7 protein-coding genes are annotated in these 12,603 nt (G+C 45.7%); 3 read left to right on the plus strand and 4 right to left on the minus strand.

The genetic code is table 11. The features are described 5' to 3' along the window. The first annotated feature begins 85 nt into the window (after nt 1-85). Nucleotides 86-1,672 carry a SpoIIE family protein phosphatase gene (locus tag G8O23_RS04065; protein WP_166362040.1) on the plus strand — a complete coding sequence of 529 codons (1,587 nt, stop codon included), beginning with the start codon at nt 86-88 and terminating at the stop codon, nt 1,670-1,672. 8 nt (nt 1,673-1,680) lie between these two features. On the opposite strand, the gene G8O23_RS04070 is transcribed toward G8O23_RS04065, so the two are convergent. The 4 genes from G8O23_RS04070 to G8O23_RS04085 form a co-directional block, all read right to left on the minus strand. Then, nucleotides 1,681-2,232: a hypothetical protein gene (locus G8O23_RS04070; RefSeq protein WP_166362042.1), complete on the minus strand. Its 552-nt coding sequence runs from the start codon at nt 2,230-2,232 to the stop codon at nt 1,681-1,683. A gap of 107 nt (nt 2,233-2,339) precedes the next feature. Then, nucleotides 2,340-4,529 (minus strand): sodium-translocating pyrophosphatase, encoded by a 2,190-nt coding sequence (locus tag G8O23_RS04075; protein ID WP_166362044.1) that lies wholly within the window; start codon nt 4,527-4,529, stop codon nt 2,340-2,342. Nucleotides 4,530-4,903: 374 nt separating this feature from the next. Next, nucleotides 4,904-5,996 (minus strand): peptide chain release factor 2 gene (gene prfB / locus G8O23_RS04080; RefSeq protein WP_166362046.1). Its coding sequence is split into 2 segments (ribosomal slippage): nt 4,904-5,932 and nt 5,934-5,996, totalling 1,092 coding nucleotides; the frame shifts between segments, so codons are not numbered across the junction. 54 nt (nt 5,997-6,050) lie between these two features. Beyond that, nucleotides 6,051-7,115, minus strand: a complete 1,065-nt coding sequence (locus G8O23_RS04085; RefSeq protein WP_166362048.1) for a carboxypeptidase-like regulatory domain-containing protein — start codon at nt 7,113-7,115, stop codon at nt 6,051-6,053. 354 nt (nt 7,116-7,469) lie between these two features. Here G8O23_RS04085 and G8O23_RS04090 point away from each other — a divergent pair, with 354 nt between their 5' ends. Both G8O23_RS04090 and G8O23_RS04095 read left to right on the plus strand, forming a co-directional pair. Beyond that, entirely contained in the window at nt 7,470-8,942 is a 1,473-nt protein-coding gene (locus G8O23_RS04090) for a M28 family peptidase (RefSeq protein WP_166362050.1), read from the plus strand. A gap of 317 nt (nt 8,943-9,259) precedes the next feature. Next, on the plus strand, nt 9,260-12,448 hold the full coding sequence (locus tag G8O23_RS04095; protein WP_166362052.1) for an InlB B-repeat-containing protein: 3,189 nt from the start codon (nt 9,260-9,262) through the stop codon (nt 12,446-12,448). Nucleotides 12,449-12,603: the final 155 nt, after the last annotated feature.

Below are 12,603 nucleotides of genomic sequence, written 5' to 3' on the forward strand. Positions count from 1 at the left end.
ACTACTTCAGCTTTTCGCTTTGATGTCCAGTAACTGTTCTTTTTCATACCGTCAGAAATTTAGCAATTTTTCTGCTCGGTTTTAATTGGGGCTAATATATATCATATTCAATCAATCGGACTACACATGGTTTAAGCATGATGGAATTTGGGATATTCCATCATCTGTTACCGCTGAGTTGCAGGCTACCAAAAACTATTTAAATCTGCTGGAGAACCCTCAGTACATCCATTACCAAAGCGATTCATGCCTAATTGTGGTGGATGATTTTAGGCATGTGTATAAGATTAACCTATCTAACCAAGGCCCTCGAGATAATGATTTGGGTATCTTTTTCAAGAGCATAAAAGATAGGGAGGGCAGCCTTTTAGGGTATAGCAATGTTGAGCTAACCTACTCCAATAATGCCCTTAGCATTAGGGTAAGTGCACCGTCGTATGTTAAGGAGGGGGCTGTGTCTTTCCAATATCAAATTAAAGGGCTAATGGATGGTTGGACGCAGTGGAGCAGCGATCCATCTATGGATTTTCCTTTCCTTCCGCCGGGCAGGTATACCGTTTTGGTTAGGGCAAAAGATGTTCTTGGGATAGTTAGCCCAACCCTCGACTTTAGTATCCAGATAAAACCACCTTTTTGGCAAACAATATGGTTTTTTGTGCTGTGCGGTGTTTGTGTGCTAGTTCTATTTCTGATAATTGTAAAGGTGCGCGAAAGGAGCCTTAAGCGCGATAAGGAGATGTTGGAACAAAAGGTTCGTGAACGTACCAGAACAATAGAGGAGCAAAAGGAAACCCTTAAGAAGCAGCGCGACAACTTGGAGGTATACAACCAGGAGATACTGTCTCAAAAGGAGGAGATAGAGGCTCAGCGAGATGAGATTGAGCTACAGCGCGACCAGATATACAAGCAGAACGACGAGATTACACAAAGTATAGCTTACGCCCGCAAGATACAATCGGCTGTTATGCCATCTAAAGAAATTGTTAGCTGTATACTGCCCAATTATTTTATTGTGTTTCGTCCTCGCGATATTGTTAGTGGCGATTTCTACTGGATTGGTGAAAAGGATAATAAAATTGTTGTTGTAGCAGCCGATTGTACAGGCCATGGTGTGCCCGGGGCATTCATGAGCATGATGGGGGTGTCCTTTATCAACGACATTGTGAACGTTGAGGGCATTGTAAGCTCATCACAGATTCTCGAAAATCTTCGGCAAAAAATAATTACCACCCTATGGCAAACCGGCAAGGATGGTGAGGCCCGCGATGGAATGGATATGGCCGTGTGTGTTTACAACAAGGACCTGAGTCAGGTTGAGTACTCGGGTGCCTATAATCCATTGTATATTATCCGTAAGGGTGAATTAATCGAGTATAAGGCCGATAAGATGCCTGTAGGCGTGCATCCTAAGCAGGATATTGGCTTTACGTCTCATACAATTGATTTATTGCCTGGCGACAATCTTTACATCTTCTCCGATGGCTTTGTCGACCAGTTTGGTGGCCCCGATGGGCGAAAGTTTATGACCAAACCATTTAAGCATTTGCTTGCTAGTTTGGACGGGTTGCCTCCAGATGAACAAAAGCAAGCGCTTGAAGATACTCTCGATGGGTGGCAAGGAGCTTTTGACCAGATTGATGATGTGCTAATTGTTGGTGTGATAGTGCCGTAAGGTTAAGCTTAATTGCTTAGGGTTCTGTTTTTCAAATCAAAAACCATTAGTGTGTCTGCAAACCCACCGTCCTTAACTAGCTTCTTCATCTGCTTTTTGGAGAGGTTTTGCTTGTAGTACAGCTCGTTCGACTCGGCTGTTGAGTCGGGGGTTAGCCCAAGCGATGACTTCAGGGTCAGGGTGTCAGCACTGCCTAAGCCCTTGATTAGGAAACTGTTTCCTTCCTTGAATCCAAGAAAAACCTGCCAGTAGCTATCATCTTCAAGCATATTGATAAAGTAGAACTTATCAACCTTTTTTACAATCAGGCTATCGGAGATTACGTATTCCCTTTTGGTGGTTTGATTGCCAAGGGAGTCGGTGCTTATGCTTATCCATGAGGTTTTGTCAATTATGTGAATCTCATTCTCTTCAGGTTTGTCCCACTGCCCAATTATTGATTTTGGCATTTCGTTTATCGACTTGGCATCGATCGGTTGTGGCTCGGGAAAGTAGTGAGTGGTGCACGACGTGGCAATGGCCAGTGCGCATACCGTGATAATAGTTAAGTATTTTCTCATTGTTGTAAGGTTTACCAAACAAATGTACACTAATCGTTTGTAAAAGTCAATGCAATAAAAAAGAGCCGGGGAATGCCCGGCTCTCAGTAAAACTTTCAGTCGATTTGTTACAGGATATGGTACGATACAGCCACGCCAACTGTTACTACCGAGGCCATAACCATAAGCTTAATAAGGATGTTAAGGCTGGGTCCCGATGTGTCCTTAAATGGATCTCCAACGGTATCGCCAATTACGGTTGCCTTGTGTGCATCCGATCCTTTGCCGCCCATATGGCCCTCCTCAACGTACTTCTTAGCGTTATCCCAAGCACCACCGGCATTGGCCATGAAAATGGCAAGTGCAAATCCGCTGGAGATAGTTCCCAACAGTAGACCTGCAATGCCGGGAACACCAAACACTATACCCACAACTACAGGGATAAGAAGCGCAATAAGCGATGGGGTTAACATTTCGCGCTGTGCACCTTTGGTCGATATTTCAACACAACGGGCGTAGTCGGGTTCTGCTTTTCCCTCCATAATGCCAGGGATATCGCGGAACTGACGGCGAACCTCGTCAACCATCTTTTGTGCAGCACGACCCACGGCATTCATAGTCATACCGCTAAAGAGGAATACGGCCATAACTCCAAGGAAAATACCTACTATTACCATGGGGTTCATAAGGTGTATCTCGTAGTGCTGAACAAAATCGATGAATTGGGCATCAACTGCTTTCACCCCATTAATCAGCTCGTCTGGCCTGTCGAGGAACTTCACGAACATCATCCTAATCTCCTCGAAATACGAAGCAAGCAAAGCCAGCGCTGTAAGCGCAGCGCTACCAATGGCAAATCCTTTGCCAGTTGCAGCTGTGGTGTTTCCAAGGGCGTCTAGTGCATCGGTACGTTTGCGAACCTCTGGGCCTAGGGCGCTCATCTCGGCATTACCCCCTGCGTTGTCGGCAATGGGGCCATACGCATCGGTGGCGAGTGTTATTCCCAGGGTCGATAGCATTCCAACGGCAGCAATACCAATTCCGTAAAGGCCAAAGTTTAGGCTGTCTGCGCCAAAGGTAAAACCCGTGGCAAAACCAAAGGCTAGCGTAATGGCAATTACTATTATGCCTAGTGGAACTGCTGCAGATATAAGGCCTGTTCCAACTCCACTAATAATTACGGTTGCTGGTCCTGTGCTGCTCGACTCAGCAATCTTTTGAGTTGGGCGGTATGCCGATGCGGTAAAGTACTCGGTCGATTGCCCGATGGCAATACCTGCGGTAAGTCCAACTATAATCGATCCCCAAATTCCCAGAGGCAAGCCTAAAAATTTGAGAATGAAGAAGGAGGCAATTACAATTAGAATTGCGCTTATATTTACACCAAATCCCAACGACTTTAGCAGCTGTTTTTGGGTAGCACCCTCCTTGGTGCGCACAAGGAACACGCCAAGGATAGATAGTATTGTTCCAACAGCAGCAATAAGCATAGGGGCTATAACGGCATTATTCTGAAGGTCTGGATTGTTGATGTATGCGGCTGCACCTAGTAGTGCCGAAGCAAGAATTGACGCTGCAAACGACTCGAAAAGGTCGGCACCCATGCCAGCAACATCGCCTACGTTATCGCCTACGTTATCGGCAATAGTCGCGGGGTTACGTGGGTCATCCTCAGGGATATTGGCTTCTACTTTTCCTACAAGATCGGCACCAACATCGGCTGCCTTGGTGTAAATTCCACCACCCACACGGGCAAACAGCGCCTGGGTTGAAGCACCCATACCAAAGGTTAGCATCACCGCGGTAATGGTCATGAGCTTGTAGCCACCATCCATCTCGGGGATAAAGTAGTTTAGTACGATAAACCAAATGGAGATGTCGAGTAGAACGAGGCCCACCACAACAAGTCCCATTACTGCACCGCTCCTGAATGCAAGACGAAGACCAGCATCGAGCGAGTTTCTGCAAGCATTGGCAACGCGAGCTGATGCAAAAGTGGCAGCCTTCATGCCAAAGAAGCCTGCCAAACCCGAGAATGCACCTCCGGTTATAAAAGCAAATGGCACCCAAGGGTTTTGGACACCTAGGCCATAGGCTAAAATTGAAAAGATTATGGTTATTACCACAAACACAATGATTACAATTTTGTACTGCTGCCTAAGGTAGGCACTTGCACCCTTACGTACATGGGCAGCAATCTTCTTCATCGTGTCGGTCCCTTCGTCTGCCTTCATCATCTGGGCAAAGAACCTCCAGGCAAAAGTTAATGCCAAAATGGAGGCTACTGGGACTAACCAAAACATTGGGTTTCCAATCATGTTAGTTGATTTAAGATTAGGTTAAGAATTATGGTTTTTTATACTAGCCGAAATTAATTGCCATGTGTAACAATCACAAATTTTTAGACCAGTTTTTTGAATCTTTTTCGTTTGCTCAAACTAAAGCTTATTGATAAACTGATGGTTAAACTTGTAAAAAAAATGTATATGTTACCACTAGCATAGATTACGGCCAGTAACAATCAGCATTGCTACAATGTTTTATGAGATAGCTTTGTTTTAATGTGTTATGATTGCAATCTGCAGATAATAAGTTGTTTGGCTTAGTGAGGGGGGTGTGAGCATAATGAATTGGTGGATACTTCTGCTAAAATCCAACCTCCCTGCTCTGCAATGTAAGAATGAGGAGTTGGCTAGTACTCTGCCCCAAACTGCATTAGGTACTCTTTTATAAAGCTTTGGATTTCGCCATCGAGCACGTCCTGCACATTGCCTGTTTCATGGCCTGTGCGAACATCCTTAACCAGCTTGTATGGGTGTAGCACGTAGTTGCGTATTTGCGAGCCCCATTCAATCTTCAGCTTTTTGCCCTCTACTTCGGCCTGCTTCTCCTTACGTTTGCGCAGTTCAATCTCATAAAGATGTGATTTAAGCAATCGCATTGCATTTTCACGGTTGTTGTGCTGCGACCGGGTTTCGGTGTTTTCAACCACAATTCCAGAGGGTATATGGTGAAGCCTTACTCCAGTTTCCACTTTGTTCACATTCTGCCCACCTGCACCCGATGAGCGGTAGGTGTCCCACTTAATATCCGCTGGGTTTACCGTTATCTCAATGGTGTCGTCAATTGCTGGGGCAACAAAAACAGATGCGAATGATGTATGGCGCTTGCCGTTGGAGTTAAAAGGTGAGATGCGTACCAAGCGGTGAACCCCATTTTCGCCCTTAAGAAACCCGTAGGCCAACTCACCTTCGAACTCAATGGTAGCCGATTTTATACCAGCCTCATCGCCCTCAAGCATCTCCATTAGCGTGGTTTTAAAACCATTGCGTTCACCCCATCGGAGGTACATGCGCATGAGCATCTCGGCCCAGTCCATGCTATCAATACCTCCTGCTCCCGAGTTTATTTTAAGTATGGCGCCCAGCTTGTCCTCCTCATGGCGCAGCATATTCATCATCTCCAAATCGTCAATTTTCGATAGTGCCAGCTGATACTGATGGGTAACTTCATCCTCAGAACCTTCACCATCCTTGCAGAAGTCGAAAATAACCTGTAGGTCGTCCACCGCACTTTTGGCCTCGTTATACGAGGTGATCCAATTCTTGATGTCGGCAATAACTTTTAGCTGCTTTTCGGCTTCGGTGGGGTTATCCCAGAACGTGGGATCCTGCGATTTTTGCTCCTCTTCCTCAAGGCGTACTATTCTGCTGTCGATGTCAAAGATGCCTCCTCAGCGCATCGGTGCGCTTAAAAAGTTCTTTTATTTGGTCGGTGGTTATCATTGCTGTATTTTTCAGCGCAAAGGTAGTGAAAAGAGCCGAATTTATATAGGGTTTTTACTTATTGTAATCCAAGGGGAGCAAGTTGCCAAAACGACGTTTCCCCATATCCCCTCCAAATGATATTTGATGAGGATGTGAGTTGTTCCCGTGCGAATCGATAAAGAACTTTGTGGTGGAAAATTTTACCATTGATTGGTGTTTATTATTGTATAGCAGGTTGAATGTTCTCGCGGATGGTATAATCTCCTTGCCGTCAACACCGCGGATTTTTGGAGCGTCTGGGTTGGGAAGTAGGGTTACCATTTTTAGTCCCAATGTGTCCTTTACTTCAAAAGCCCTGCTGGGTAATGTTGGGTAGCTGCCAGAAAATAGAATGAACCCTTCCTTTCCCCACTTCATTTGGGAAAGATCTCTGAAAAAGTTAAGCTGGGAGCCCTTGTAGCTATCATCGCGGCGTCTCGCATGGCGTCTGTTCATTGCTTGGTATTTGGTAAAAAGCGAGGTGCCTAGGAATAGGCTGCTATGCATAAATTCCTTCTTGAGCGTTCTTTTGTTAAACTTAATGTAGAAGTCAACAAGATCAAAATTAACCATATAACCCAAAAACCTGTTGTCAATTAGGAGCGGTTTTAGCGATCGGGCTTCGAGCCTGTTGGTGCCATAATCGTAAAATAGTTCAATATCCTCCTCGTTAAGTATATTACAGCGCTTTCCGGCCCAGTTTGTCCCCAGAAATTCCCTTTTAAAAGCCTTCAACATCTCCTCATGGGTAAACGGATCGCTAACAATTGTCACCTCTCGTATTGATAGGGGTTTTGGGGTTAGCGTAATGCTATGTACTTTGGTTTCGAACGGATTGGATATTACAACTGTTTCGTAGCCCATATAGCTAACCACCAGCGCTGAATTAATAGTGGCTTTAGGGTTTATGCTGAAGTATCCACTGGCATTTGTTGTGGTGCCAATGGTAGTTCCGTCAAAGTATACCGTTGCACCTATTGCAGGTTCTCCCTTGTCGTCGGCAACAAAACCGGTTATTTCCTGAGCATGCAGTATGGTTGTGGTTAAGGTAAATAGCACCACGCTAGCTGTATGTTGTAGCAAATATTTTAAACTCATTGGTTATGATTTTTACTGTTCTTTTCTTCTTAAGCCATAGTTTCACTAACACGGCTATACAAACTTAGATTTTAAAAATTGTATATTCAACAAGCAGCGTGTATTGATCATTGAGGATATCTAAAGAGTAATTTGCTGAAACACTGTAAATATGAGACATTTATGTTGGTTTCTGTAGCTTTTGCTTTACGGTGTATTAGGTGAGTATTTAAAAGACTTTAACTTCATTCTCGTTTTGTTAGCACAGGTTTTTTGTCAGGAATTATGCTGTCCAACTTTTTATATATCGATTATCAATCGTATGTTAGGTAAACCCTTTTTGCTAAAAGGAATCTAAAATATAAAACTTAACAAATGAGACAACTTGTTTTAATTGCAGCAATAACACTATCGGTGCTTTCCCTTCGGCTAGCTGCTCAGGAATATCCCAAGGAGGTAATTGATGCTGCTCACAGCATATCGAGCCACAGGCTAATGGACTATGTGTATGAAATGTGCTTGCCTAAGTATGAGGGGCGTGGCGCTGGATCTGAAGGGTATAACTTAATTGCCAGCTGGGTTGTCGATCACCTATCGCAGTGGGGTGTGCAGCCTGCAGGTGTTGATAATAGTTATTACCAAAAGTATCCTTGGCCCTACACCGAGGTTCACTCACCCGGCGGGGTTGAACTGGTAATTATGCAGAAGGGAGATTCCATAACGAAACCTTACTCCATACCCGATCAGTTTTTCCCTGGATCAAATTCCGACTCGGGCGTTGTTGAGGGCGAGGTGGTTTTTGTTGGGTTTGGAATATCGGCCCCTGAGCTGGGCTACGACGATTACAAGGGGATTGATGTAAAGGGGAAGATTGTGGTGTTTGCCTCCGAATCGCCAGCCAAAAGCGATCACCCCGATGTGGAGAAATGGGTGCCATACAGCCTACATCAGTATAAGTTTAAGAATGCCCTTGAGAAAGGTGCCGCAGGAGTACTCTACATTGGAACCATTGCAAACCCCAGTATCCCTTTTCAACCCGGAATGGTATATGCTCATATTGGCGATGAAATGGTGAAGGATCTGTTTTTTGGAATCGGCAAGGAGTATGGTGCGCTAAGGAATAGGATTCATGAAACGATGAAACCTGCCTCGATGAACCTTAAGAAGAATGCACGAATTGTTGCCGAAACAACCCATCACCCACAAACTATTACCAGCAATGTGCTCGGCATTGTTGAGGGTAGTGACCCTTTACTAAAGGATGAGGTTATCCTAATTGGAGCCCACCTCGATGGACAAGGGAATCCAGGTGTTTTATTGCCAAGTGCTCTCGATAATGCAACCGGTGTAGCCAACATCATGGAGGTTGCCAGAGCGCTTGCCCAGCTACCCGAAAAGCCAAAACGATCAGTTGCCTTTTTCTTTATTGGAGCCGAGGAAACAGGGCTTATTGGCAGCACCTACTTTGTGAATAATCCTACAATTCCTAAAGAAAAAACGGTATGCTTTATCAACCTCGATATGGTGGGTAATGGCAAGGGACTGGCTCTATGGGGTGCCGAAAGTTACCCACATATTCTTGAGGCATTTTCGAAGGCCAATAACGACTTTATACACCGAAGTTTTTCCTCCTCGCCAGCACGAATGCCACGCACCCGACCACGTAGCGATGCCGCAGTTTTTTTAAAGGCTGGATATAGTGCCGTTAGCGTTGGGACTACCGAGCGGGTAAAGCCTGTAAACTACCACCACCCCAACGATAAGCCTGAACTAACCATTACACCCGAGATTATGGAAGATGCATCGCAAATGTTGTTTCTCGGTATCTGGAATTTAGCAAATAGGTAAGGGTTTTTGCTCCAGGTTTTTTAGATTTGGTTCGCTTGCCGAGAGATTAACTTATACTTTTGGTAAATAAAGGTGTTAACAGTCAATTGTTTTTTTGCAATTGACTGTTTTCTTTATGCAATTATCGACCCGGATTTACAATTACTTTACTTCTGTGTAACATCTTGTTTTTTAGAGTCGTTAAACATCAGTATTGATGGATCTAAAAATGATTTTCTGTTTTCAATTTCCAAAATAAATATAGAATCCTTAGCATCAGCACATACCGTAAAGCATTTTTGTTAAATTTGTATGCATTATCCAAATCTATAAGCTGTATGAAAAAGATTACTCTACAAGTAGTTTCCTTACTGTTTCTGACTACATCCTTTGTTGTTGGACAAACTGTAACCGACATTGATGGGAATGTGTACCAAACACAGGTCGTTGGAGACCAGGAATGGATGATTGAAAACCTTAGGGTAAGTAAGTATCGGAATGGGGAAGATATCCTAACCAACATGGAGTTAGATCAGTGGAAGGTTGCTGCAGAAGGCATCTGGGCTAACTACGAGAATAATCCCTCCAATGATGCCCTGTACGGTAAGCTATATAACTGGTATGCCGTTGCCGATAGCCGTGGGCTTTGCCCAGCTGGTTGGCGTGTCCCCACCGATGACGACTGGCAAAGGCTAGTGTTATTTATTGATGCTACAGCTTGGGGTAATAATAATTCCGTAGGCGGTAAATTAAAATCACGACGCCAAGTTAACTCCCCGCTAGGTGGTGTGTTTGATGTTAGCGAGCATCCTCGTTGGGATGCCCATGTTAGTAGGTTTGGAACAGACGACTATGGATTTGGTGTTCTGCCAGCAGGTGCCCTTACAATTGCTGATGGCTTTGCCAATTTGGGGGGCTGGGCGTACTTGTGGAGTTCCACAGTGAGCAACGACAATCATGTGTGGGTTAGAACTCTTTTGCATTCACATCGTGGTATGAGCAGGTCGTTATACCCCAAAGAGATGGGGCTCTCAGTTCGTTGTATTAAGGGAGATGATCCCGATGCTCAGGTTCCTCAGGTTACCACAGCTGTTCCAACTGATATAACAATAACATCGGCTATTTTAGGTGGGGTCGTCTCCTCCAATGGCGGCCTTTCGGTAACCGACAGGGGAGTGGTTTGGAATGCAACACACAATCCAACGCTTGAAAATAACTTGGGTCAGGTGTCTGGTGGATCAGGTGTAGGCGAATTCTCTCAAATAGTTGAAGCGTTTACTGCTGGCCAAACCTACTGGGTAAGTGCTTACGCAACCAATGCTGCAGGCACAGCCTATGGGATTCAGAAAAAGTTAGATATCCCATTAACTGCTAGTTTGCCCATAGTGAATACTGTTGATGTTACAGATATAACATTTGAGGTGGCAAAATCGGGTGGCGAGATAGTTTCCAATGGTGCAGCACAAATCACTTCACGAGGAGTGGTTTGGAGTACTAACCCCAATCCCACCATCGACACAAATGATGGCATTACTTCTGATGGTGTAGGTAGTGGCTCTTTTATTAGTAACCTTACGGGTTTAAATTCAGAAACAATTTACTATGTGCGTGCCTATGCAACAAATAGTGTGGGTACTACATATGGAAGTGAATTGCAATTCGAAACTACTAAGGAGGTAATTCTATATAGCCTTACCCTAGATGTTAATCCACTAGGCACAGGCACCGCCACCGGTGCAGGCAGCTATGAGGCAGGTGATGGCGTTGCCCTTGTGGCCACCCCCGAGGCAGGCTACCAATTTGTTAACTGGACGCTCGATGGCTCCGAGGTGAGCACCAGCGCCAGCTACACGTACACCATGCCCGAAGGCGATGTAACGTTAGTGGCCAACTTCGAGGAGATTCCCGCCACGCAGTACACCCTAAGCATCAGCATTAATCCTGTGGGCACAGGCACCGCCACCGGTGCAGGCAGCTATGAGGCAGGTGATGGCGTTGCCCTTGTGGCCACCCCCGAGGCGGGCTACCAATTTGTGAACTGGACGCTCGAAGGCTCCGAGGTAAGCACCAGCGCGAGCTACACGTACACCATGCCCGAAGGCGATGTAACGCTGGTGGCCAACTTCGAGGAAATACCCACCACGCAGTACACCCTAAGCATCAGCATTAATCCTGTGGGCACAGGCACCGCCACCGGTGCAGGTAGCTATGAGGCAGGTGAGGGAGTTGACCTTTTGGCCACTCCTGAGGTGGGCTACCAATTTGTTAACTGGACGCTCGATGGCTCCGAAGTAAGCACCAACGCAAGCTACACGTACACCATGCCCGAGGGCGATGTAACGCTGGTGGCCAACTTCGAGGAGATTCCCGCCACGCAGTACAGCCTAAGCATCAGCATCAACCCTGTGGGTACAGGCACGGCCACCGGTGCAGGCAGCTATGAGGCAGGTGATGGCGTTTCCCTTTTGGCCACTCCCGAGGCGGGCTACCAATTTGTGAACTGGACGCTCGAAGGCTCCGAGGTAAGCACCAACGCAAGCTTCACGTACACCATGCCCGACGGTGACGTAACCCTTGTGGCCAACTTCGAGGAGATTCCCGCCACGCAGTACACCCTAGACATCAGCATCAACCCTGTGGGTACAGGCACGGCCACCGGTGCAGGTAGCTATGAGGCAGGTGATGGCGTTTCCCTTGTGGCCACTCCCGAGGCGGGCTACCAATTTGTTAACTGGACGCTCGATGGCTCCGAGGTAAGCACCAGTGCCAGCTACACCTACACTATGCCCGAGGGCGATGTAACGCTGGTGGCCAACTTTGAATCTCTATCCTCTGTTGAGGATGGTGATCCCTGCCCAGATGCACCCACCGTTACCGATTACGATGATAATGTTTATAACACAGTTTATATAGGGGGACAGTGCTGGATAAGGGAGAACCTTAAGACCACACATTATAGTAATGGTGATCCAATAGTTAAAGATACTGACTGGGCATCGGCTACAACAGGTGTTTACGGTGTATATTCTTTTGCCAGTATATCAGGCCTAAGTTCAGAGCAGGAGGTGCTAGATGCCTATGGAGCTCTTTATAACTGGTATGCGGTGGATGATGAGCGTGGTTTGTGCCCCACTGGCTGGCGTGTAGCAACAATAAGCGACTGGGATGCGCTTGGAAACTATGTCTCCAGTGTTGATCCCAATCAGGTGGGTAATCAGTTGAAGTCTTGTCGTCAATTGGGTCATCCAAGTGGCGGAGAGTGTGATGTTTCCGAACACCCACGTTGGAATTTTAATGCCACAAACAGTGGCGATGATCGTTTTAATTTTGGAGGATTGCCTGCAGGATTTAGGGATCAGAGCGGGAGTTTTCAACAGGTTGGAGCTGTGGAACTTTGGTGGACTGCTACCTCATACGACGATGGAGCAGCTCGTTATATTGAGATAAAGGTAAATGGCTCCGAAATGGTCAGCACTTTCCGTAATGCTAAAAATTATGGATCGAGTGTTAGGTGCATAAAGGAGTAAAGCTTTTTAGGTTAAATCAAACACAATTTGTCTGGTTCATAAACATAGGCCTTGGAGCACATAGGTTTTTTATGGAGAGATAATAGCTAAAATATTCTCATAAATTTTTGTTATTCAAATTATCTTTTCTACTTTTGCAAGCCCAAAAAGTGTTG

The organism is Perlabentimonas gracilis, assembly GCF_011174675.1.
GTDB classification, from domain to species: domain Bacteria; phylum Bacteroidota; class Bacteroidia; order Bacteroidales; family Tenuifilaceae; genus Perlabentimonas; species Perlabentimonas gracilis.

Bases quoted from the DNA above. Each gene is read 5' to 3' on its own strand.
- G8O23_RS04085 (WP_166362048.1), bottom strand. From the start codon at position 7,115: ATGAGTTTAAAATATTTGCTACAACATACAGCTAGCGTGGTGCTATTT.
- G8O23_RS04075 (WP_166362044.1), bottom strand. From the start codon at position 4,529: ATGATTGGAAACCCAATGTTTTGGTTAGTCCCAGTAGCCTCCATTTTG.
- G8O23_RS04090 (WP_166362050.1), top strand. From the start codon at position 7,470: ATGAGACAACTTGTTTTAATTGCAGCAATAACACTATCGGTGCTTTCC.
- G8O23_RS04095 (WP_166362052.1), top strand. From the start codon at position 9,260: ATGAAAAAGATTACTCTACAAGTAGTTTCCTTACTGTTTCTGACTACA.
- G8O23_RS04070 (WP_166362042.1), bottom strand. From the start codon at position 2,232: ATGAGAAAATACTTAACTATTATCACGGTATGCGCACTGGCCATTGCC.